Origin of the sequence: Natrinema marinum (assembly GCF_024296685.1) — an archaeon.
Classification (GTDB): domain Archaea; phylum Halobacteriota; class Halobacteria; order Halobacteriales; family Natrialbaceae; genus Natrinema; species Natrinema marinum.
The window spans coordinates 1,614,995-1,637,317 of the sequence record NZ_CP100763.1; the positions used below are offsets into that span (position 1 = coordinate 1,614,995).

Annotated in this window: 23 protein-coding genes; 11 read left to right on the forward strand and 12 right to left on the reverse strand. The window is 67.2% G+C overall.

Annotation, left to right across the window (positions count from 1 at the left end):
* Positions 1–25 precede the first annotated feature (25 nt).
* Positions 26–187: a DUF7563 family protein gene (locus tag NKH51_RS08000; protein WP_162834899.1), complete on the reverse strand. Its 162-nt coding sequence runs from the start codon at positions 185–187 to the stop codon at positions 26–28.
* A 590-nt stretch (positions 188–777) separates the two neighbouring features.
* On the opposite strand from NKH51_RS08000, the gene NKH51_RS08005 reads away from it, so the two are divergent.
* The 3 genes from NKH51_RS08005 to NKH51_RS08015 all read left to right on the forward strand — a co-directional run bounded on the left by NKH51_RS08005 (position 778) and on the right by NKH51_RS08015 (position 2,821).
* Positions 778–1,110, forward strand: coding sequence for a winged helix-turn-helix domain-containing protein (locus tag NKH51_RS08005; RefSeq protein ID WP_254764762.1), 333 nt, complete (start codon positions 778–780; stop codon positions 1,108–1,110).
* A 231-nt stretch (positions 1,111–1,341) separates the two neighbouring features.
* A complete protein-coding gene (locus tag NKH51_RS08010) occupies positions 1,342–1,617 on the forward strand; it encodes a PadR family transcriptional regulator (protein ID WP_254764764.1) in 276 nt (91 codons plus the stop codon).
* Positions 1,618–1,825: 208 nt separating this feature from the next.
* A complete protein-coding gene (locus NKH51_RS08015; protein ID WP_254764766.1) occupies positions 1,826–2,821 on the forward strand; it encodes a DUF1616 domain-containing protein in 996 nt (331 codons plus the stop codon).
* A 227-nt stretch (positions 2,822–3,048) separates the two neighbouring features.
* On the opposite strand, the gene NKH51_RS08020 is transcribed toward NKH51_RS08015, so the two are convergent.
* On the reverse strand, positions 3,049–3,585 hold the full coding sequence (locus NKH51_RS08020; protein WP_254764768.1) for a DUF7344 domain-containing protein: 537 nt from the start codon (positions 3,583–3,585) through the stop codon (positions 3,049–3,051).
* A gap of 463 nt (positions 3,586–4,048) precedes the next feature.
* Between NKH51_RS08020 and NKH51_RS08025 the strand changes: the two genes are divergently transcribed.
* Genes NKH51_RS08025 through NKH51_RS08045 form a run of 5 tightly spaced genes read left to right on the forward strand, consistent with a single transcriptional unit; the run spans position 4,049 to position 9,452 of the window.
* Positions 4,049–4,639, forward strand: a complete 591-nt coding sequence (locus NKH51_RS08025) for an acyltransferase (protein ID WP_254764770.1) — start codon at positions 4,049–4,051, stop codon at positions 4,637–4,639.
* Positions 4,636–5,850: a DegT/DnrJ/EryC1/StrS family aminotransferase gene (locus tag NKH51_RS08030; protein WP_254764772.1), complete on the forward strand. Its 1,215-nt coding sequence runs from the start codon at positions 4,636–4,638 to the stop codon at positions 5,848–5,850. The genes NKH51_RS08025 and NKH51_RS08030 overlap by 4 nt, the downstream gene beginning before the upstream one ends.
* A complete protein-coding gene (locus NKH51_RS08035) occupies positions 5,847–6,893 on the forward strand; it encodes a Gfo/Idh/MocA family protein (protein ID WP_254764774.1) in 1,047 nt (348 codons plus the stop codon). The genes NKH51_RS08030 and NKH51_RS08035 overlap by 4 nt, the downstream gene beginning before the upstream one ends.
* A complete protein-coding gene (locus NKH51_RS08040) occupies positions 6,893–8,368 on the forward strand; it encodes a nucleotide sugar dehydrogenase (RefSeq protein ID WP_254764776.1) in 1,476 nt (491 codons plus the stop codon). The genes NKH51_RS08035 and NKH51_RS08040 overlap by 1 nt, the downstream gene beginning before the upstream one ends.
* On the forward strand, positions 8,361–9,452 hold the full coding sequence (locus NKH51_RS08045) for a glycosyltransferase family 2 protein (RefSeq protein WP_254764778.1): 1,092 nt from the start codon (positions 8,361–8,363) through the stop codon (positions 9,450–9,452). The genes NKH51_RS08040 and NKH51_RS08045 overlap by 8 nt, the downstream gene beginning before the upstream one ends.
* Here the strand turns inward: NKH51_RS08045 and NKH51_RS08050 are convergent.
* Complete coding sequence (locus NKH51_RS08050; protein WP_254764780.1) at positions 9,437–9,649, reverse strand: hypothetical protein; 213 nt, start codon at positions 9,647–9,649, stop codon at positions 9,437–9,439. The two genes, NKH51_RS08045 and NKH51_RS08050, sit on opposite strands and share 16 nt — an antisense overlap.
* A 119-nt stretch (positions 9,650–9,768) precedes the next feature.
* On the reverse strand, positions 9,769–10,869 hold the full coding sequence (locus tag NKH51_RS08055; RefSeq protein ID WP_254764782.1) for a DUF354 domain-containing protein: 1,101 nt from the start codon (positions 10,867–10,869) through the stop codon (positions 9,769–9,771).
* A 164-nt stretch (positions 10,870–11,033) separates the two neighbouring features.
* On the opposite strand from NKH51_RS08055, the gene NKH51_RS08060 reads away from it, so the two are divergent.
* A complete protein-coding gene (locus tag NKH51_RS08060) occupies positions 11,034–12,020 on the forward strand; it encodes a glycosyltransferase (protein ID WP_254764783.1) in 987 nt (328 codons plus the stop codon).
* A gap of 107 nt (positions 12,021–12,127) precedes the next feature.
* Positions 12,128–12,580 (forward strand): response regulator, encoded by a 453-nt coding sequence (locus tag NKH51_RS08065; protein ID WP_254764785.1) that lies wholly within the window; start codon positions 12,128–12,130, stop codon positions 12,578–12,580.
* 102 nt (positions 12,581–12,682) lie between these two features.
* On the opposite strand, the gene NKH51_RS08070 is transcribed toward NKH51_RS08065, so the two are convergent.
* The 4 genes from NKH51_RS08070 to NKH51_RS08085 all read right to left on the reverse strand — a co-directional run bounded on the left by NKH51_RS08070 (position 12,683) and on the right by NKH51_RS08085 (position 16,764).
* Entirely contained in the window at positions 12,683–13,654 is a 972-nt protein-coding gene (locus tag NKH51_RS08070; RefSeq protein ID WP_254764786.1) for an NAD-dependent epimerase/dehydratase family protein, read from the reverse strand.
* Positions 13,651–14,619: a DUF362 domain-containing protein gene (locus tag NKH51_RS08075; RefSeq protein WP_254764787.1), complete on the reverse strand. Its 969-nt coding sequence runs from the start codon at positions 14,617–14,619 to the stop codon at positions 13,651–13,653. Before NKH51_RS08075 ends, NKH51_RS08070 begins: the two co-directional genes overlap by 4 nt.
* On the reverse strand, positions 14,616–15,719 hold the full coding sequence (locus tag NKH51_RS08080; RefSeq protein ID WP_254764789.1) for a Gfo/Idh/MocA family protein: 1,104 nt from the start codon (positions 15,717–15,719) through the stop codon (positions 14,616–14,618). The genes NKH51_RS08075 and NKH51_RS08080 overlap by 4 nt, the downstream gene beginning before the upstream one ends.
* Before the next feature lie 112 nt (positions 15,720–15,831).
* The gene (locus tag NKH51_RS08085) at positions 15,832–16,764 is read right to left on the reverse strand and encodes a polysaccharide deacetylase family protein (protein WP_254764790.1); all 933 of its coding nucleotides are present in this window, start codon (positions 16,762–16,764) and stop codon (positions 15,832–15,834) included.
* A 269-nt stretch (positions 16,765–17,033) separates the two neighbouring features.
* Here NKH51_RS08085 and NKH51_RS08090 point away from each other — a divergent pair, with 269 nt between their 5' ends.
* Complete coding sequence (locus NKH51_RS08090) at positions 17,034–18,626, forward strand: alkaline phosphatase family protein (protein ID WP_254764792.1); 1,593 nt, start codon at positions 17,034–17,036, stop codon at positions 18,624–18,626.
* 20 nt (positions 18,627–18,646) lie between these two features.
* Here NKH51_RS08090 and NKH51_RS08095 read toward each other — a convergent pair whose 3' ends face one another.
* The 4 genes from NKH51_RS08095 to NKH51_RS08110 all read right to left on the reverse strand — a co-directional run bounded on the left by NKH51_RS08095 (position 18,647) and on the right by NKH51_RS08110 (position 22,257).
* Positions 18,647–20,044 carry a PAS domain-containing sensor histidine kinase gene (locus tag NKH51_RS08095; RefSeq protein ID WP_254765129.1) on the reverse strand — a complete coding sequence of 466 codons (1,398 nt, stop codon included), beginning with the start codon at positions 20,042–20,044 and terminating at the stop codon, positions 18,647–18,649.
* A 92-nt stretch (positions 20,045–20,136) separates the two neighbouring features.
* Positions 20,137–20,586 (reverse strand): arsenate-mycothiol transferase ArsC, encoded by a 450-nt coding sequence (locus NKH51_RS08100; RefSeq protein WP_254764793.1) that lies wholly within the window; start codon positions 20,584–20,586, stop codon positions 20,137–20,139.
* A 116-nt stretch (positions 20,587–20,702) separates the two neighbouring features.
* Entirely contained in the window at positions 20,703–21,866 is a 1,164-nt protein-coding gene (gene arsB, locus NKH51_RS08105; protein ID WP_277998682.1) for an ACR3 family arsenite efflux transporter, read from the reverse strand.
* On the reverse strand, positions 21,859–22,257 hold the full coding sequence (locus tag NKH51_RS08110) for an ArsR/SmtB family transcription factor (protein ID WP_254764794.1): 399 nt from the start codon (positions 22,255–22,257) through the stop codon (positions 21,859–21,861). Before NKH51_RS08110 ends, arsB begins: the two co-directional genes overlap by 8 nt.
* Between the last annotated feature and the right edge of the window lie 66 nt (positions 22,258–22,323).

Genomic DNA, 22,323 nt, shown 5'->3' on the forward strand with positions numbered 1-22,323 from the left:
TCGTGTCTACGGACGGGTCGGGCCGTCAGTCACCGGGGAGGTGACCGCCAGACTGCATCTCTCGATAGGTCGTACAAGACGGACAGCCGTGGACGACGTCGCCATTGTCGCCGAAAACACGGGCGAACTGCTGCGTGACGTGGGTCCCGCAGTTTCGACACCGTGCGCCGGCTGTCGACGATTCCATGGGTTTCCAGTCGTGTTGGTGGGAGTTCATGGTTGGGGGATATACTCGGCCGAGTTCCGCGTGCCGCCGACCGATCAGCGGTCGCCCGCTGTGACGAATCGGTGTGGCGCGGTGCCACCGCGGCGGATCACTCGACCGGGCATCATCGTATCGAGGGGAGCAAACCCGAATAAAGGACATTGACCGTTCAGCCCCAGAGCGGGCCTGAGAACCGAGAAATAGCCGCTTTCCGCCAGATCTCACAGGGCAGAAGCGCTGACGGATGGGGGAGGGGGATTGACCGCCATCGGTTGTCAAGCCGAATTCAGTCGTCTTATCCCGGGGTCCGCGCTCAAACGCGGAGTTGATCCCGCCAGTGAACCGTCGAAACCTGTAGTTTCTCGAGCGAAATACGAACTTACGCCGTGTAACAACGTAGAGACTGCGAATAAGGTACATCGTTATAAAATACCACTATCGCTTACCGATCGGTGTGCGCGAATGTACGGTGGAACCCGCAACGGTGGTGGCCCCACTACCGACTGTCTCGAAACGTCACCTCTCTCGGAGAGCGAACGGAGCCTGCCCGTCACGAACGAGTAACTACGATCATGTCCACGCAAGCGAGTAACACGCGATCGGAATCGACGCCCAACCCCGCCGCCCAGCTCGACGTCCTCGGGGACGACTGCGCCCGCACGATCCTCATCGCGACGAGCGAGGGACCGAAGACGGCGAAGGAACTCACGAGCCGAACCGACAGCTCGTCCGCGACCGTCTACCGGCGAATCAACAATCTCCTCGAGAGCGACCTGCTGGCCGAGTGCGTTCGGTTCGACGACGACGGATCGCATACGACCGCCTACGAAGCGACCGCCGACGTCCTCCGCGTCCGGATCGGCGCGGACGGGATCGAGGTCGTCGTCTCGGATCCCGACGACTAAGCCGCGCGAGTGTGTCAGGAAACAGTCACCGAGCGCTCGAGCCGGCGAGCACCGACCGAGATCGACCGGAGAGGGGGAGCGTGGTCGATCGATGGCGGATTCTCGTCGACGAGCGACTGTCCGTCGAATAGAATCTTTCTCTCGAGTAATACCGTGTGAACGAGCGCGTCGGTTGCTGTATGATACGGATAACAAATATCCACTCACTGGAACGGTCAGTGTGATTGAGCAATGCACGATCTGACCGGCTTCCAGCGCGATCTGCTCTACGTGATCGCGGGCGCTGACCGACCGTCGGGGCAGACCGTCAAGGACGAGGTCGAACAGTACTACAGCTCAGAGATCAATCATGGGCGGTTGTATCCCAACCTGGATACGCTCGTCAACAAGGAGCTGGTCGAGAAGGGGCAACTCGACAGGCGAACCAACTACTACGCGATCACCGACGCCGGCCGACGGCAGATCGAGGAGCGTCGGGAGTGGGAGGCCCAGTACATCGACTTCTGACGGCCGTCAGCAGCCACAGCGCCGGGTCCGGGAGAGCCACGCTTTCGGCGCCGCTACGGCCGCGACTCGAGCGGTCGCGTCGGTCGTCGGTCGTGTCGGTAACTCGGCCATAACAAAGCACCGATGAGTGTATCGGTGCAACGAGAATGGCATCCGTATTGTTCGCACGGAGACGGCGCACTGCGCAGCGAACGTCGGTGTATCGTCGATGAGTCATCGAACGAACACCTGGACTGGGATCGGGATCGTCCGACGGTACCCGTTCGATCTTGCGGCCGTCTCGATCGGCGCATTGCTGGCGTCCGCGATCGTGACGACGTTCGACACCGACAGTAGTCTGCGGCTGTTCGTGACGTTCCCACTCGCCCTGTTCCTCCCGGGGTATGCGGTCGTTTCGGTCCTCTTTCCGGCCGACAAGCGGCCCGCGCAGGAAACGGCCTCGACGGCGGCGGCCGTCGTCACCCGTCCCCGCGGGATCGACGCGATCGAACGCGCGGGGCTGGCGTTCGTCCTGTCGCTGGCGATCGTCCCGGTAATCGCCATCGCCCTTCCGTTCACGGAGTGGGGGCTGACGACCACCTCGGTCGCGGCGGCGCTGACGCTGGTGACGGTCCTCACCGCACAGCTCGGAGCCGTCCGGCGGCTTCGCGTTCCCGATGGGGAGCGGTTTACCGTCTCGCTGACCGCGGGCCTCGAGCGGCTCCGTGGCGACGACACCGGCGCCGTGGCGGTCTCGTCGGTCGTGCTCGTCCTCGCGATCGGGCTGGCGGTCAGCGCCCTGTTCGTCGGCTTCCTGATGCCTGCATCGGCGGGCGGATTCACCGAACTCGCGCTCTACAGCGAGGACGAGGACGGCGAGATGGTCGCCGGCGGACTGCCGAGCGACATCGAGCCGGGCGAGTCGGTGCCGTTCATCCTCTCGATCGAGAACCAGGAGGGCGAACAGCGCGAGTACACCGTCGTCGTTCAGCAACACGCGGTGTCGGACGGCGAGGTCGTCGAGCGGACGGAACTGCGGCGGATCGAGGCGAGCGTCGACGACGGATCGACGGGGACCGGCCGACGGTCGGTCACGCCGACGGCGGGGCCCGGTGAGACCGTCCGAATCACCGTCTTGCTGTACCAGGGCGAACCCCCGGACGACCCGACGATCGACAACGCGATCGAGGACACCCACTTCTGGGTCACTGTGACGGACGAGTAACCCCGTCGCGACATTTCGTCGCGCCCGAGCCGCTGTCGGCGCGTGTGACCGTTCCGCGCGCCCTAGCCTGATGCGTTCAGTTCTTCGGTCGGCCTCCACACTCGAATCGGGTCACACTCCGTCGCTCGATACCTAGAACCGACGGTCAGACGGGCAAGAACGGTCGGTCGTGGCCGATGCGGTGCTATCGCGGCGGCCGACAGGAGGTCAACGAGGGAGACGGCAGGTTATCGGCTCGCAAAGCCGAACGGAAGCGTCGTCCCAGGGCGACGCGAGAGGTGTTGTACGGCCGCGAGGATGAGAACGAGGAGACAGAGGCCGACGGCGACGATCGGCGCGAGGCCCGCCGACAGCGGACCAACGGCCAGCGACGAGAGTGCGAAGGCCACGACGCCGACCGCCGTCACGCTCGCGTAGAAGCGGTGCCACGATCGATCCCCCTCGAGTTGGCGGTCGAGGTACGGTTCGAACTGGTCCTCGCTGGGGAGCAACTCGATCTCGTGGCCGTCCGGATCCCAGTCGACGATACCGTGGTCCTCGAGCATCGGCAGGTGCGTTTGGTAGAGGGAGATGTAGACCCGCCGGCGCTGAGTTCGGGTGACGTCGTCGGGTTCGATGTCGTTCTCCCAGGCGGCGACCTGCTCGACGAGCGGCGCGAGGTCGCAGCTACCACCCCGTCGTTTGAGATACTGGACCGCGCGTCGTCTCCGTGCGTTACTGAATACGTCGAATAGCTCTGCCTGTGTGAGCTCGCTGTCAGCCATGGCTGCCCTCGTGGTGTCGTATCGGGTCCCGGTCCCGTCTCCCGGGTGTGGTCGGATACCTCACAGCATCGTATGCCAGCCTGTGGCCCTTTACTATCACTCGGCTACCTGCGCGAAAGGGCGTTATACCTGTTAGAACGCGTGATAGACACCGAATGAGATGTTTCAGCGGGCGGAACGGATCACTCGTTCGAATATACCCAGAAGGGTGCCGTCCGCGGCCGGCAGCGCCGCTCGGGTTCACCGTTTCTGTAGTTCGCGACTACGGACCCCTCAGGGCGGGGATAACAAAGCCTCGTTACCGGCTGTATCAGCACGACTGCCCACGCGGGTATCGATTCACTATGACAGGAATACGCGACCGACTACGACGCCGAGTAGCGGTGCAGACGCGAACGACGACCCATCGGCGTCGCGTTCGCTCGAGCGGGACCGCGAGCGACCGCGGCGGAGGTGAACCGCGATGAGCGAAGCGGTGCGGGAAGTCGTCCGGGGCGACGGTTGTACGATCGACGGCGACGCGACGGTCGGCTACGGCGAGTTCGACGAACCGACGCGGATCGGCGACGATGCGACGATCAGGGCCGGCTCGATCGTCTACGGCGACGTGACGATCGGCGACGGCTTCGCGACGGGCCACCACGTGCTCGTCCGCGAGGGAACGACGATCGGCGACGACGTACTCGTCGGGACCAAAACGGTCATCGATGGTCAGACGTCGATCGGCTCCCACGTCAGCCTCCAGACGAACGTCTACGTCCCGACCCAGACGACGATCGGAAACAACGTCTTCGTCGGGCCCGGCGCGGTGTTGACCAACGACGAGTACCCAATCCGGACCGACGCTGGCCTCGAGGGGCCGACGATCGAGGACGGCGCGTCCGTCGGTGCGAACGCGACGCTGCTGCCCGGTGTGACGATCGGCGAGAACGCGTTCGTCGCGGCCGGTGCCGTCGTCACCGACGACGTGCCGGCCGACAGCCTCGCCGTCGGCACGCCGGCGACCGTCCAGACGCTGCCGGACCCGCTGGAGGGGGAGAATCAAATCGCATGACTGACGCCGAACGGAACCCCGAAACCGACGGCGGGACGGAGGCGAGCACGGACGGCGGGACCGGGACCGCGACCACCGACGCGGAGTTCGACGCCGATGCGGCGGGACCGGTCCCGATCGCCGATCCCGAACTCAGCGCCGACGCCCTCGAGCGCGTCCAGTCGCTCCTCGAGGAGGGACGGCTCGCCGACGGCCCGGAAGTCAGAGCCTTCGAGGACGAATTCGCGGCCTACTGTGGCACCGACGACGCGGTCGCGACGGCGAACGGGACGACCGCGTTACACGCCGCGCTCGAGGCGGTCGGGCTCGAAGACGGCGACGCGGTGATCACTTCGCCGTTTTCCTTCGTCGCGAGCGCGAACGCGATTCGACTGGCCGGCGGCAAACCCGTCTTCACGGACATCGATCCCGAGACGTACACGCTCGACCCGGCCGACGTGGAGCGGGTCCTCACGGAGCGCGACGACATCGTCGGCCTGCTTCCCGTCCACCTCTACGGCCTGCCGGCAGCCATGCCGGCGCTGTGTGACCTCGCCGACGAGCACGACCTGTTCGTCGTCGAGGACGCCTGTCAGGCCCACGGCGCGAAAATCGACGGGCGGCGGGTCGGCACCTTCGGCGACGTGGCCTGCTTCTCGTTCTACCCGACGAAGAACATGACCACCGCCGAGGGCGGCATCGTCGTCACCGACCGCGAGGACGTGGCCGACCGCGCCGCGAGCTACGTCAACCACGGCCGGGACGTCAGCGGCACGGGCGGCTACGACCACGTCGCTCTCGGGCACAACTTCCGGATGACGAGCATCGAGGCGGCGATCGGCCGTGCCCAGCTTGAGCGCCTGCCCGCGTTCAACCGCGCGCGCCGGGAGAACGCCCGGTTCTACGACGAACGACTCGCCGACCTCCCGCTCGAGACGCCGACGGAGCCGACCGACTCCCGCCACGTCTACCACCAGTACACGGTCCGGACCGACGACCGGGACGCTCTCGAGGCGAGCCTCGCCGAGCGCGAGGTCGGAACGGGAATCTACTACGACACGCCGATCCACCGCCAGCCGGCCTACGAGACGGTCAGCACGGCCGCGGCGCGGCTCCCGCACGCGGAGCGAGCGGCCGAGGAGGTCCTCTCCCTGCCCGTCCACCCGGGCCTCTCCGAGCGCGACCGGCGGATCGTCGTCCGAGCAGTACGCGACCACTTCGCCAACCAATGAGCACAGATACCGCAGACGAGACGACTGACGAACAGCTTCGGGCCGGCGTCATTGGCGTCGGCTCGATGGGCGAAAACCACGCGCGCGTCTACGCCGAACTCCCCGGCGTCGACCTCGCCGGCATCACCGACCACGACGACGAGATCGCCCTGCGCGTCGCCGCCGAGTACGAAACGGAGCCGGTCGACCTCGAGACGCTGCTCGAGCGCTGCGATCTGGTGACCGTGGCCGTCCCGACCCACGCCCACTACGAGACGGTGGCGACCTGTCTCGAGGCGGGCGTCCACGTCCTGGTCGAGAAACCGATCGCCGAGACGGTCGAGCAGGGCGAACGGCTGGCCGAGCAGGCCCGCGAAGCGGGGCTCGTCCTGCAGGTCGGCCACATCGAACGGTTCAATCCAGCGGTACAGGCCGTCGAGGAGGTGATCGAGGACCTGGACGTGATCGGCGTCGAGGCAGAACGCCTCGGCCCGCCGATCGATCGAACGGCACCCGGCAACGTCGTCTTCGACCTGATGGTCCACGACGTCGACGTCGTCGGCTCGATCTTGGACGAGCGGCCGCACTCGATCGCCGCGACGGGGACCGAAAACGGACAGTACGCCACCGCGACCATCGAGTACGATGATGTCGTCGCGACGTTGACTGCCAGCCGCGTCACCCAGAAGAAAGTGCGCAAACTCACCGTCACCGCCCGCGAGTGCCTCGTCGAGGTCGACTACTTAGAGCAGTCGGTGCTGATCCACCGCGACTCCTACCCCGAGTATCTCACCGACGACGGCCAGTCGCGGTACCGCCACGAGAGCGTCGTCGAGCGCCCGCGCGTCGACACCGGCGAGCCGCTCCGGAACGAACTCGAGTCGTTCGTCGCGGCCGTCCGCACCGGCTCCGAACCGGAAGTCACCGCCGAAGACGGGATTCGGGCCCTCGAGACGGTCCGGATGATCGATCGGCTCGCGCTGGGACCGCCAGAGGGGCGCGACGACGAGGCCGACGGAGCCGAGACCGACGGCGACTCCGCAGAACGGGAGGTGGAGGTCTGATGTCCGAGACCGCGACCGACCCGCTCGAGGGCGACGCTGCGGGGCTCTACGGCTCGAGCTTGTCGGCCGACCGGCAGCGCGAGCGCCTGACGAGCGGCGAGATACCGGTCGCCGTCTACGGCCTCGGCAAGATGGGGCTCCCGCTGGCGGCTGTCTACGCCGAGACGACGGGGAACGTGACTGGCGTCGATGTCGACCCGGCCGTCGTCGAGACGATCGAAGGCTGCGAGAGCCACGTCCTCGGCGAACCGGGGCTCGACGACCTCGTCGCCGAGCAGGTCGACGCGGGCCGGCTGGCGGCGACCACCGACGGGCCGGCAGCGGCCGAGACGGCGCGGATCCACGTGATCATCGTCCCGACGCTGCTGGACGACGAGAACGAGCCGGACCTGACGACGGTCGAGTCGGTCGTCGACGACATCGCGGCCGGCCTCTCGCCCGGCGACCTGGTGATCGCCGAGTCGACGCTGCCGCCGGGGACCTGCCGGGACGTACTGCAGCCCCATCTCGCGAGCGAAAGCGGCCTCGCACCCGACGAGTTCGGGCTCGCGTTCTGCCCGGAGCGGACCTCCTCCGGAACGGCGCTACGGGACATCCGCGGCGAGTATCCGAAGGTCGTCGGCGGCGTCGACTCGGAGAGCACTCGAGCCGCCGAGATCGTCTACGACAAGCTCTCGGACAACGAGGTCCACCCCGTCTCTGACGCGACGACCGCGGAGGCGGTCAAGGTGTTCGAGGGGATCTACCGCGACGTGAACATCGGGCTGGCGAACGAACTGGGCAGGCTCGCCGACGAGTTCGGGATCTCGGTCCGCGAGTCGATCGACACGGCCAACGACCTCCCGATGTGTCAACTCCACGAACCCGGACCGGGCGTCGGTGGCCACTGCATCCCCTATTACCCGCACTTCCTGCTCGGACGAACCGACGAGCCGATGGCCGTCACCGAGACGGCCAGGCGAGTCAACGACGAGATGCCCGCCGTCGTCGTCGACCGCCTCGAGCGCGAACTCGCCGGTGAGGGGACCGCCCTCGCGGACGCGTCGGTCGCCGTCCTCGGGATCACCTACCGACCCGGTGTCGAGGAGACCCGCGCCTCGCCGGCGCTCGGCGTCATCGACGAACTCCACGAGCGGGACGCGGCCGTCGCGGGCGTCGATCCGCTCGTCGATCCGGCCGAGTACGGCGCGCGACCCGTCGAGATCGACGACTTGCCCGACGAGACGTTCGACGCGGCCGTGGTCGTCACACCCCACGACGAGTTCGACCGGATCGAGTGGGACTGCCTCGAGCCGATGATCGTCGTGGACGGCCGAGACGCGGTCGACCTGACCGGGACGCGACATCGCGAGTACGACCTCGCGGGCTCGCGCGACGGCCGGCCGCCGCGGGGCGATAGCGACGGCGTGGGAGAGATCGAACGCGACGATCCAGAGACGCTGAACGCGACCACCGACGGAGGCACGGATGTATAAGGGCAAACGGATCGGCGTCGTCGTCACCGCCTACGACGAGGCGGCGTTCGTCGGCCGCGTGATCGAGACGGTGCCGTCGTTCGTCGACCGGATCTACGCCGTCGACGATCGGTCGCCGGACGAGAGCTGGGACGTGATCCAGCGGGTCGCGACGCGAGTCAACGCCGAGATCGGGACCGAAGGAAGCGAACCAGCGGTCGCGGTAGCCGACGGCGGCGACGACCGGCGCGTCGTCCCGATCCGCCACGAAGAGAACCGCGGCTACGGCGCGGCGGTCAAGACCGGCTACCGCCGGGCCGCCGACGACGGGATGGACGTCGTCGCGGTGATGAACGGCGACGGCCAGATGGACCCCGAGATTCTCGATCGTATCCTCGATCCGGTCGTCGAGGACGAGGCGGACTACGCCAAGGGCAACCGGCTACTCAGCCCCGACGACCGCGAGGACATGTCGACGTTCCGGTTCGTCGGTAACGCCATGCTCACCGGCCTCTCGAAGTTCGCTACCGGCTACTGGTCGATCGGCGACCCGCAGAACGGCTACACCGCCATCTCGAGGGACGCGATCGAGCGACTCGACCTCTCGAAGATCACCGACCAGTACGGCTTCCTCAACCACATCCTGACGCACCTCAACGTGGCGGGCTGTCGGGTCGCCGACGTGCCGATGACGGCCGTCTACGGCGACGAGGAGAGCAGCATCAAGTACGTGCCGTTCATCAAGTTCGTCTCCACCTTGCTGCTCCAGAGCTTCTGTTGGCGGCTAAAGACGCGGTACCTCGTTCGGTCGTTCAACCCGGCTATCCTCTACTACGGGGCCGGGGCCGCGGGACTGGCCGGCGGAGTGTCGGGCCTGGCCGGCGCAGCCGCTCGAGCGGCGCGTGGAAACGACGGCTTTTCCGGCGGCGTCGCTTCGTTCGTCGCCGTGTTGCTGGGACTGATCTCGCTCGGCACCGCTATCCGGCTCGACGCCGAGGCGAACGAGGATCTCGAGGTGCCGTGGGACGAACACGAAACCGCCGAACGCGAGCGGGGTCTCGAAGCGGTGAGCGACGAGCGGGCGCCGCGTCAGTCGATCGAGTGAGTGACGATATCGTCGCCGTCGCAGGCCGGACATCGGGTCGTGTCGGCCGACACGTTCGTTCCGCAATCGCGACACTCGTGAACTACCGTGACCGACCGCGCACCATCGCCGCCTTCGGGCGCTGCTGCGGGAGATTCCGTCCCCGATTCGGACTCGGATCCGGTGAGCAGTTCACTGAGCAGTGTGGAGAGACTCATAGAACGGGGGGTTGTCGGACCTTTTCCGGAGATGGGTATAAGCGTTTCGTGACCGCCGATACAACATTATTTTCAATGATATTTTTACGTCCGCTGTGCCGCCGTCGGCGCGACGACGGCTACGTCGACCGCGACCGCGGCTGGAGCACCCGCTTGGTCGACCGATCCAGTCGCTCGACCGTCCCGCGAGATTGAGCAACGTCGACGAGCAGATCGGTCAGGTTCACGAGGTCGCCGACGTACTCCTGCCGACGGCGCTGCCACCGTTCTCCCGCCTCGTCGTCGGCGAGGATCTCGAGCGAACGATCGCGGACCGCGTCGTAGGCGTCGAACTGCTCGGCGAGGCCGGCGCGCTCGAGTTCACGAAACTCGCCGTACTCGTGGTCGTCGGTGCCGCGATAGCGGAAGGCGGGCGTGCCGAGCAACGCGGCCTCGGTGGCCATCGTCCCGGTGTCGGCGACCAGCAGCGAGGCCTCGGCCATCGCGTCGTGGATCAGCGCGGGGTGGAGATCGTAGGGTCGCGCGGGGAGCTCGCGGAGGTCCATGTCGCCGCCCTCGTCGGAGACGAAGACCGTCGCCTCCTCGCTCAGCCGTTCGATCAGGTCGCGTCGCTGTTCGGGCCGGAACCCCTCGAGGTCGGCGTCGTGGAGGGCGTCGAGGGCGTTGAACCGGACGAGGACGTACGGCTCGTCGGGGCCGACGTCGAGGTACTCGCGGACGTCGCCTCGCGGCTCGAACACGTCGGGGTGGAGATAGGCGCACTCCTTGAAGCCGTCGAAGGTGTAGTGGTCGTCGCCGAGATCGCGACGCGTCACCTCCGGGGAGATGATGCAGTCGGCAAAGGGGCGAGAGACGGTGTGGTTGAAATCGCCGGGCTCGTCGTCTAAGACGAGGACGACCGGCGTCCGCGTGAGCGTGCCGGCGTAGGCCGCGTAGGGGCCGCGACCGAAGACGACGTCCGGATCGAACCGGACCGCCTGGGTTCCGATCGAGAGGAACTGGCCCCCCAGTTCGCGAGCGAACTGGAGTTTCGAGAACCGCTCCGTTCCGTGGTCGCCGTAGACCCGGTAGGGCATATCGAAGTAGTCGAGTAGGTCGGTCGTACAGGCGTACTCCCGGGTAAGCACGAGCACGTCGTGGCCCGCCGCCTCGAGGCGGTCGACGGCGTTTCGATACAGGTGGACGTGTGCGGGCGTGTTCGCCAAGACGAGGATCCGCATCGCCCCCGACTACCCGCCGTCGACCCTTTGTAATAGCATTACTACGGCGGTGATCGGGCGGAAATCGCACTGTACCGCCCGCACATCTAGTTGTACGTGAAGAAAACTCGCGGGGACCCGGCGGATAACAAAACGCACTCGACTCGTTTCCCCACCCACTCGAGATGCACGTCCTCACAGTCACGGCGAACGCCGACGCCCCGTTCATGACCGAGCAGATCGACGCGCTCGAGGAGCGGGGCGTCACCTTTTCGACGCTGTCCGTCGCCGGGGAGGTCGACGCCGACACCGCTCGAGGGCCGACGGACTACCTCCGAACGGTCCCCGAGGTCGTCAGGGAGGCCGGGAACGGCTACGACCTGGTCCACGCCCACTACGGCCTGACCGCGCCGATGGCGCTCGCGCAGGTCCGCAAACCGGTCGTCCTCTCGCTGTGGGGCTCGGACGTTCACGGTCCCGTCGCGCCCGTGAGTCGGGCGTCGGCGCCGTTCTGTGACGAGGTCGTCGTCATGTCCGAGGAGATGCGCGAGGTCCTCGGCCGGGACTGCACGGTGATCCCCGACGGCGTCGACTTGGAGAAGTTCCGACCGGAGCCACAGGACCGCGCCAGAGAACGAGTCGGCTGGGACGACGAGGATGGGTACGACGTGCTCTTTCCGTACTCGCCCGCTCGAAAGGTGAAAAACTATCCGCGGGCCGAGCGCGTCACGGCCGTCGTCGACAACCTCCTCGAGCGCCCGGTCAGACTGCGAACCGTCTCGGGCGTCGACCACGACGCCGTCTCCGACTATATGAACGCCGCCGACGCCCTCCTGTTGACCTCCCACAGCGAAGGTTCGCCGAATTCGGTCAAGGAGGCGCTGGCCTGCAACCTCCCCGTCGTCGCCGTCGACGTCGGCGACGTTCGGGAACGGCTCGCCGGCGTCGATCCGTCTGTCGTGGCCGCGACCGACGAGGAACTCGTCCGCGGACTGCTCGAGGTCTTGGAGCGCGGCGAGCGGTCGAACGGCCGCGAGGCGGCCCGCGAGGTGAGCATCGACCGCACGGCGGAACGGATGCTCGAGGTCTACGAGCGGGTGGCGGGGCGGGTGATCGAGACCGAAGCGAGCGACGAAACCGAACGCGTGGAGATCGCGGGCCGGCTCGAGTGACGGCTGCGAAAACCCGGACTCCCCTGACTCTCCGCGGCGCTGACCGCCGAACGAGTCCCCATCTGTATAGGAACGGAGCTTACACCGGTCGGTCGGGAAAGAGAGACATGGCAGATTCTACCCCCGGCGAACCGGTCGAGCTCTTGCTCGTGGAGGACAACCCCGGTGACGTCCGCCTCACCCAGGAGGCGTTCAAGTCCACGGACAAGAACGTACGGTTTCACGTCGTCACCGACGGGGCGGAGGCGGCACACTACATGCACCGCAGCCAGCGAGGGGAGGTAGACAGTCAGCTCGATCTGATCCTGCTCGATTTGAACCTCCCGCGGCTGGACGGATTGACGGTGCTCGAAGCGCTCGACGAAGAACTTGAGCATCCACCGCCGCCGGTGCTCGTCCTCTCCAGTTCGGACGCCGAAGAGGACATCGTGAAAAGTTACGAGAAGAACGCGAACGCGTATCTGACGAAACCGACTGGACCGATCGAGTTCGACTCGATGGCCCAGGCCATCGAAGACTTTTGGATCGAGACGGCGCGCCATCCGCCTGCACCCGCGTAAGCTCGGTACCTGCCGATCCGAGGGGGCGTCGACACGAAGAGGAACCGCGAAGTATCACCGCCTGTCTGCGCTGGAACGGGCGGGATCGGCGACGGTCGAGGATTACTGCACTTCCGCTCGGTACCAGTCCATCGTCTCGGGCAGATGCGCCTCGAGCGGCTGGTACTCGTAGCCCAACTCCTCGTTGGCCTTTCGCGACGTGTAGAAGAGCCGCTGGGTGGCGAGGTCGGCCATCTGCCGGTCGAAGGGGAACAGTCGGCGATCGGCGACGGCGTCGACGACCTCGGCGACGGGACCGGCGGCCCGGATCGCGGTCGCGGGAACGCGGATCCGCGCGGGCGAGCCGTCGACGGCGTTACTGATCCGCGAGACCGCACAGTTGTAGGTGAGGTTCTCGCCGCCGAGGATGTAGTGCTCGCCCGTCCTACCGCGTTCGTAGGCCGCCAGCAGGCCGTCGACCACGTCGGAGATGCCGACGATGCTCAGGCCGCCGGGGAGGTGGGCGGGCATCGTCGGCTCGACGCCCATCGCGAGCAACTGGGCGGTGAACTCCTCGTCGCCGGGGCCGAAGATCGAGGTCGGGTGGACGGTGACGGCGTCGCCGTCTCCCTCGGCGTACCGGTCGACCAGCTCTTCGGCCTCGGCCTTCGAGGCTTGGTAGGCCCCGATCGGCTCGGCCACGTCCGTCTCGTCGGCGAAATCGCTGTCGCCCTGCGGGCGGCGCGTCCCCGACGTACTGGTGAAGACGACCCGTCCCGCGTCGGCCTCGCGGCAGGCCTCGAGCACGCGCTCGGTGCCGTCCCGATTCACTTCCCGGACGGTCTCGGGGCCGGCGTTCCAGAGGCCGATCCCCGCGAGGTGGAAGACCGCGTCGGCGCCGTCGACGAGGTCGGGCAGCGTCTCGTCGTCGAAAAGGTCGCCGACGTGCCAGTCGACGCCCTCGAGACCGCTCCGATCCGAGGTCGGTCGGCTAAGCCCGCGGACCTCCCAGCCGTCCGCGAGGAGGCGGTCGCAGAGCCGGCTGCCGAGAAACCCGGTCGCGCCGGTGACCGCTGCCGTGCGCGTCTCGGTCATCGGTTCCCCTCGAGCTGCGGCGGAACGGCGTCGCCGGCCACCGCGGCGTACACACGGTAGGCGGCCGACACGGCGGGATGCGTCTCGTCGGCCGGCGGCAGATCGCCGTCACCGATTCGCGCTCGGAGCCGATCGAAATCGACATCTCCTGCCACTGTGACCGGCTCGGCCTCGGGACCGCGGGTCGTCTCGAGGGCCGCGTCAGCCTCCGGCGAACGACCGAGCAGGGAGGTCGCGACGGCGTCGACGGCGGGAGCGAAGCCGGCGAAGAGCGCGTTCGCCGAGACCGGATCGCCGTCGTAGGCGGTGGTCGCGTCGAGGACGGCGAGATCGGGCGAGACCGCGCGAGTCACCGCGACGGGCGTCCGATCGGGATCACCGTCGCGGTCGACGACTCCGGCGAGGGTTCGCATCGCGCCCGCGACCGGGCCGGCCTCGGTGGGCCGCAGCGACGGGACGACGACCACGGCGCTCTCGGCGAGGCGGTCGGGGACCGAAAGCGCGGTCGGACGGCCGTCGACCGTGTCGACGTGCTCGGTCCGGGAGCCGTTGGCCAGATCGACGAGATCGGCGTCGAACTGCTCGAGCAGGCTCGCGTAGCCCAGATACGCGGCCGTCCGGCCGAACGCGATCCGGTCGTCGCTCGCGCCGGCGACGGCGATGTCGGCGTCGGTCTCGCGCTCGAGGTGGGCGACGAGCGAGCCGACCACGGCCGGATCGGTCACCGTTCCAGTCGAGGGGTGGAACGGGTAGTGAGCGTCGGGAACGAGGGTGATCCGGTCGGCCGCGGCGAGCGACTCGATATCGGGCCCGAGGAGTTCACGGACGGGCGTCTCGAGCGCGGCCATGCGCGCCTCGATATCGGGCGTCCAGCCGCCGCGGCGGGCGGCGTCCACGCCCACGGCGCGGACTCGCGTCGCGTCTGTGGCGTTGTCCGTCGAGATTCCCTCTCCCGTGGCGCTCATAGCGTCACCTCCGGAGCCTCGAGCGCGCGTCCGTCGTCCGTGGCGGCCAGTTCGTAGGCGCTTTCGGCGAGTTCGAGCGTTCGTCGGCCGTCCGCGCCGTCGACCGGCGGCCGTTCGTCCGCGCGAACCGCATCACAGAAGTCCGCCAGCGCGTCGTAGTGAGCCTGGAGGTAGAACGACGGGCCGAAGACGTCGGGTTCCTCCCGGGTAAACCGGCTGGCGACGTTCTTCAGAGCCGACGTCGCCGCGCCGGCGTAGAAGTTCGCCGGCATGTGATCCTTGTTGCTGATCGTGCCCGTCACACCCTCGAGGCGCAGCCGGGTGTTGACCTCCGGCAGTTGCTCCCACTGGTAGGAGCCGCAGTGAAGCGTGATCGTCGTCCCGGTCTCGGGGGCTTCCATGAGCACGGTCGCGGCGTCTTCCACGTCGGTCTCGAGGCTCTTGCCCGTCGCGGCGTCCCGGACCTCGAGGTCGCCGAACAGCCACTCGAGGACGTCGAAACAGTGGACGCCGAGTTCGAACAAGGAGCCGCCGCCGGCCGCGTCGGGATCGAGCGGCCACGAGGGCGGCGCATCGCGCGCCGGCGGCCGGCCGAGCGGGCCGTCGTTGAGCCGGGTAATCGAGGCGTAAGGGACGTGGCCGACGCCCCCGTCGTCGTAGGCCTCCTTGACGCCGGCCATGTCGGGCTGGTAGCGCAGCGTGTGATCGACGCCGATGGCGATCCCGGCCTCGCGGGCGGTCTCGAGCATCGCGTCGGCCTCCTCGGTCGAGCGAGCGAGCGGTTTCTCGACGAAGACGTCGACGCCGACCGCGGCCGCCTGTTCGACGGCTTCGGCGTGGAGGAAGGGAGGGAGGGCGACAACCGCCGCGTCGAGTTCCTCGGAGGCGAGCAGCGCCGCGTAGTCGTCGTACGTTCGCGAGACGCCGGCGCGCTCCGCTCGGTCGCGGTTCTCGGGGACGGCGTCCGCGGCCGCGACGACTTCGATGTCCGGCATCGCGAGCGCCGACTTCAAGTGTACCATGCCGATGTTCCCGACACCGAGGACGCCAAGCGAGAGCGCACTCGAGTCGGTCCACCGATCCAGAAGCGTCAGTGCCATCTGCCCGAAAAGGGGCTGGCTGCGTGCTTTGTTATCGTCGCCGTACCGTCACGCGGCGGCGAGTAGCGCCACCATTCGGGAGACGGCGGCCCGTCAGCCGCCGCACCGACCGTCAGCTCCAGGTCGGCGTCGCCTGCTCGCTAACGGTCGTGGGTCCCGCCGTCCGACGTGCGACAGCTGCCATCGTCTCGACGGTGAGGTCGGTCGCGGAGCGTCGGCGCTCGAGGTGCGAGAGGATCGCTCGCATGCGCCGGTCGTCCCGCTCGTGCGTGAGGTTGTTCGGATGCAGCCACATGTGAAAGAGCCCGTCGGTGCGCGCCGCCTCGTCGATCCCGCGGCGGGCCAGGACGACCATCGGATCCTCCCAGATCGACTCCGCGACGGTCCGCGCTCGCCCCTCGAACCCGAAGAGGAACATCGAGGCCGGGACGTTGACCAACCCGTGCTCGTCGACGGTCGGCTCGACCAGCATCGACCGGTCGCGGATCGTCGAGTCGAAGACGCCGCGGACGCCGTCTCGCGTCGGCGATCGACCCCGGTAGGCGGTGAGGCCCTGCTCGGCCAGCACGTCGCGGTGGCCGATATCGTTGCGCGGGTAGATGAACGAGTCGATCGACTGCCCCCAGTCGGCCGCGATCTCGATGCTTCGCTCGAGTTCGGCGACGGCCAGTTGGCGGTCCGTCTCCGGGCGGCCGAACAGGACGTGCGAGAAGGAGTGGCTCGCGAGTTCGTGGTCGGCGTCGGACTCGAGGATGCCCGAGACGAGATCGCGGCCGAACCGGAGATCCTCTCGGTCCGCCCAGTCGGTTCGCTCGCGCTCGAACCAGCCCTCGGGTGCCGGATGCTTGGTGTGTACGCCGTCGCAGTCCTCGAGCATGAGGTGGCCGACGACCGCCCACGTCGCCGGTACGTCGAACTCTGCTAACAACTCGAGCATCGAGTTCCAGCCCCGACGGCCGGATTCGATCCGTTCGGCCGGCGGCTCGGGGAGGTCGTGAAAGCCCCACCCGAGTTCGGCGTCGAGCGAGATTACGACGCTGCCCACGAATCCCACCACAGTTGAACGCGTCTCATATCGGGACGGTCGCGTTTGGATGGCTTTGTTATGGGTTACTTGTTGTGGCCCCGACCGGACGCGGCCGGTCGCACGGGCGGCGTACGACCGCCACAGCGGTGGATGGGAGTCGGCCAGCGCGTTAACGCGACCGAACGGGACCGGCTCGCGTCGACTGGCGCGTGAAACCTCTCTATAACAAAACGCTCATCGACCGACCTGCGTGATAGCAGGCGTCTTCGACGTCTCAGAACACAATCATGAGCGGATCTACAACCCCCTCCGAGCGGGCGTTCGTGCTCGGACTCGACGGCGTACCGTGGAGACTCATCGAGCGATGGAGCGACGAGGGAGAACTGCCCAACTTCGCCAGGCTGCGCGAGGAGGGTGCAGCGGGGCCACTCGACAGCACCCGCCCGCCGACGACGCCGCTGGCGTGGCCGTCGATCGCGACGGGCGTCTGGCCGGACAAACACGGGCTCTACGGCTTCCAGAATCTCTCCGCCGAGTATAGCCACGAGATGTACACGAGCCGGGATCTGGCGCAACCGGCCCTCTGGGATCAGCTCGGACCGGCACACGTCGGGAACGTGCCGATGACGTATCCGGCAAGCGAGATCGACGGCACCATGGTCACGGGCATGATAACGCCCTCGACCGACCGACAGTTCACACAGCCGCCGGACCTGCAAGACGAGATCGAGGCGCGGATCCCCGACTACGAGATCAGTCTCGACTACCCCGAGTACGCCGATCGGCTCGACGACTTCCAGATCGCCGTCGACGAAATGCTCGCAAAGCGGCGGCAACTGATGGAGCTTCAGATGGATCGGGCCGGTGACGACTGGCAGCTCTTCTTTTTCGTCTACACCGCACCAGACCGGTTCCAGCACCTCGTCTGGGACATGGACAAACTACTGGCCCACTACAAGAAACTCGACGAGATCGTCGGCGAAGTCATCGACTACACCGACGAGCACGCGGCCGACCTCTATGTCGTCTCCGACCACGGCTTCGGGCCGATCGAGGAACTCGTCTACGTCAACAGCATCCTCGAGAACGAGGGCTACCTGTTCCGCCGCGAGGACGAGGGCACCCGCGGGGCGCTCGCGAGTCTGGGCATCTCCAAGGACTCGATCACCGGCGCGCTCAGCCGGGTCGGAATCACCGAGGAAACGCTCGTCCAGTCGCTCCCCCGGCGACTCGTCGACTCCGTCGCCGAGCAGATCCCCGGCGATCACGCCCTCTACGACGTCGACTTCGACCGGACCGTCGCGTTCGTCCACGACACCGGCAACCTGTACATCAACGACACCGAGCGCTTCGACCGCGGGATCATCTCGCCGAGCGAGGTGCCACAGGTGAAAGCCGACATCAAGGCTGCCCTCGAGTCGGCGACCGATTCGGATGGCGACCCCCTGCTCGAGGTGTTCGACGGCGACGAGCTGTTCCCGACCGACGAGGAGTCGCCGGATCTGGTCGTCGGCGGTCGCGGGACCTACGAATCGCGCAGCGCGGTCTCGGATTCCGTGCTCGGCGACACCGGGACCTACGACGCGAGCCACCGCAGCGAGGGGATCGTCCTCTGTCGGGGCCCCTCGATCGCAGCCGACGCGACGCTCCGCGGCGCTCGAGTGGTCGACATTGCCCCGACGCTGCTCCACGGGATCGGCCAGCCGGTACCCGAAAACACCGACGGTCGGGTGCTGTTCGATGCGTTCGACGAGGAGGCGGGGCCGGCCCAGACGAAAGTCGAGTGGACGGCCGTCGCTCAGACCGACACCGACGGCGAGGTCGACGAGGACTTCGACGACGTCGAGAATCGGCTCAAGGGTCTCGGCTACATGGAGTAACGACGGGGCCGTCGCCGCGACTACGACCGCTTGCGCGGCAGCGAGACGGTGATCGCGTTGCCCGTCTCGGTGCGTTCGAACGTGATGTGGCCATCCGAGAGGTCGACGACCCAGTAGACCAGCCACAGCCCGAGCCCGGACGTGTGGTAGATATCGTCCATCTCCCAGTCACCGGTCAGTACGCGGAACTCGACCTCAGGAATCGGCGGACAGCTGTCCTCGATCGTGAGTTCGACGCGGTCCTGGCGAGTGTCGACGGACACGGACAGCGTCGGCTGCCCGTTCGGATTGTGCTGAATAGCGTTCTCGAGGAGTTCGATCACCGCCAGTTCCATCTCGTGGAGCGTCCAGGCGACCGCCGCGTCGGGGGCTGTCAACTCGACCGTCACCGCGGGATGCTGGTCGCGGATCGTCTCGATCGCGTCGGAGGCGACCTGAACGAGGTCGATCGGCTCCGGCGTCGCCCGTTCCGTGAGCAGCTCGATAATTTCGCGCTGTTTGGCAGTGCTCTCGAGGAGTTCGCGTCCCTGTCGACGGATGGTCTCGGCGCGTTCGCTCGCGGGGGCGTCGGCGGTTCGGGCGATAGACTCCGCGTTGCCCATGATGACGGCCATATCGTTTCGCAGGTTGTGTCGAAGGAGGTTGTCCATGACCGCGAGCTGGCGCTCCCGCCGTCTGCGATCGGTGATATCGCGGGTGAAGCCGGCGATCTTGACGACCTCGCCGTCCTCGAGGACCGGGACCGCCCGGACCCAGGCCCAACGGCTGTAGTCCGTCTTCGGATTGACCCGATACTCGATGTCTACGGATTCCCCTGCCGACGCGTGGGCCATCGCCTCCCGGATGCAGTCGACATCGTCGGGATGAACGACCTCGAGAAAGCTGTGCGGATCCTCCTCGAGTGCCTCGACGGGCAGGCCGAAGACGTCCTCGTACGCCGGATTGACGAACAGCAGTTCGGTCCAGTCGCCGTTGAACATCCACAGGACATCGCCCACCGCCCCGGCGATCGTTCGGAGGCGGCTCTCGGCGTCGCGGCGCTCTCGTTCCGCGGCGACCCGTTCGGTGATGTCTCGCGAACTGACGACGTAACCGTCGAGAGCGTCGTCCGGCGGATCGGTAAACCGGCTCTCGAGCCACACCCAGTCGCCGCTCTCGGTGGCGTGGCGGTACCGGACCGTCGCCGAGGTCTGTGTCGACGCGCTGATCTGGCTGAACCGATCGATGACCGCTCGTCTGTCGGCCGGGTGGATGTACTCGAGCGCGGGCTCGTCGACGAGCTGTGCCGGTTCGAATCCGAGGATGGACGTGCTCGCCTCGGTAACGTAGACGTACGTGCCCGCGTCGTCGACGACGGCGAGTTTATCCCGCGCGAACTCGAGCAAGACCGAGGCCATATCGCCGGTTTCCGGGTCCATCGGATACAATGGGAGAGATTAACGAGGGGGAGAGAAAAATATGGTGGCACGTCCTTGCCACCGTTCCGACGGAGACGGGACGGCGCTCGCGCTCAGTCGGCCGAGAACAGGTCGTCGAACAACGCGACGACGCGGCGTTCGACCTCGTCGCGGATCTCGAGAACGCGCGCTGTATCCTCGCCGTCGGGATCGGGAAGCGCCCAGTCTCGGACATCGACCGTCGTCTCCGCGTCGCCGAGTTCGAGAGTCGAACAGCCCATCGTCGCGACGGCGTCACAGGATCGCAGTTCCGCCGAGGAGATCTCACGGGGCGTGCGCTCGGTGAGGTCGAACCCCGCCTCCCGCATGACCGCAACCACTTCGTCGTGGACCGCCTCGGCCGGGTGCGTGCCGCCGGTCAGGATCTCGACGCGGTCCTCGAGGCCCCGGCGCTCGCGCTCGCGTTCGGCGAACGCGGTGGCCATCTGCGAGCGGCCGGCGTTCTGAACGCAGACGAACGCGAGCCGGACGCGGTCGTCGCTCTCGTTGCTCGCGTCGCTCACGGCGACACCCCGCTCGGTGTTCGAACGCCGTCGGTAGTGCGTTCGCCGGTGCTGTTGTTGGTCTCGGTTCGGTCGGTCGTCGTCCGGTGGGTGCGTTCGGAATTCATGATGGTTCGTTAGTCGTCGGTCGTCGGGTCGCCGGTCGCTCGCTCGAGGCCGTCAGCCGTCCGGCCCCGCCAGTCGAACCGTCGCTGGAAGTAGAGCGCGACGTTGACGAGCGCGAGCAGGACGGGGACCTCGATGAGCGGGCCGACGACGGTCGCGAAGGCGACGCCGGAGCCGACGCCGAAGACGGCGACGGCGACGGCGATAGCGAGTTCGAAGTTGTTCGAGGCGGCAGTGAAGCCGATCGCGGTCGTCGTCGAGTAGTCCGCGCCGATCCCCCGACCCATCCCGAAGCTGACGAGGAACATGACGACGAAGTAGATCGTTAGTGGGACGGCGATCAGGAGCACGTCGGCCGGCGCGGCGACGATGGTCTCGCCCTGCGTAGCGAACATCACGACGACCGTAAACAGTAGCGCCACGAGCGTCAGCGGCTCGATCGTCGGGACGAACTCGTCGTCGTACCACGCTTTGCCCTTCGTTCGGGTACCGACGTACCGGGTGAGGATCCCGCCCGCGAAGGGGACGCCGAGGAAGACCGCGATGGCGAAAAACACCTGCTGGGGCGAAACGTTGAACGCGGTGATTTCGGCTGCGAGCCCCTCCATCCCGAGCAGCGGCGGCAGGACGAGCGCGAAGAACCAGACGTACACCCCGTAGGTGAGGATCTGAAAGAGGCTGTTGAACGCGACGAGTCCGGTGACGTACTCGGTCGACCCCTCTGCGAGCTCGTTCCAGACCAACACCATGGCGATACACCGGGCCATCCCGATGAAGACGAGGCCGAGGAAGTACTCGGGACGGGCCGGCAGGCCGGGGACGAGCCCGCTGAAAAAGACCACCGCGAGCCCGAACATCAGCGTCGGTCCGATGAGCCAGTTCTGGACGAGGCTCAGCCCGAGCACCCGCCAGTTGCGAAAGACCGTCGGGAGCCGCGAGTAGTCGGCCTTCGCCAGCGGCGGGTACATCATCGCCACGAGTCCGATCTCCACGAGGTGGAGATCCCGGATCGGCCCGGTCACCGACGGCGCGACGTGGCCGACGCCGACGCCGACGACCATCGCCGCGAAGATCCACACGGTGAGGTACCTGTCGAGGAAGTCCATCGACCGCGGGTCGCCGCAGGCTTCGCAGTCGCAGTCCGGGCCGTGCTCGTGCGCATCGGCGTTAGACATCGGTCACGCTCCCCTCGAGGACAGTCACGAGCGCCACCGCCCGGTTGGTCGCCCGGTACTTCTTCCAGCGACCGTCCTTCCGGCCCTCGGCGAGTCCCGCGTCGACGAGCGCCGAAAGGGCATGGCTGACCCCGCTCTCGCTCGCGTCGACGACCGCGTGAAGCTCGCAGACGCAAAGCTCCGTTCCCGCCGCCACCAGGGCGCGGACGAGCGAGTACCGCGTCTCGTTTGCCAGCGCCGACAGCACCTCGAGTTCGGCGTCGATCCGCTCCCGGCCGATCGTCGCCTCGAGCGCGTTCAGTTCCTCGAGTCGCCGATCGACGTCCTCGTCGCAACAGGCCTCGAGTTCGTCTTCGAGGTACCGACGTAATCGCTCCGTGGCTTGTGCCATCGAGACACGATTGACAGACTGTTCAATTAAAGGTGCCGGTGTAACTCGATAGAGCTGCTGAAATGA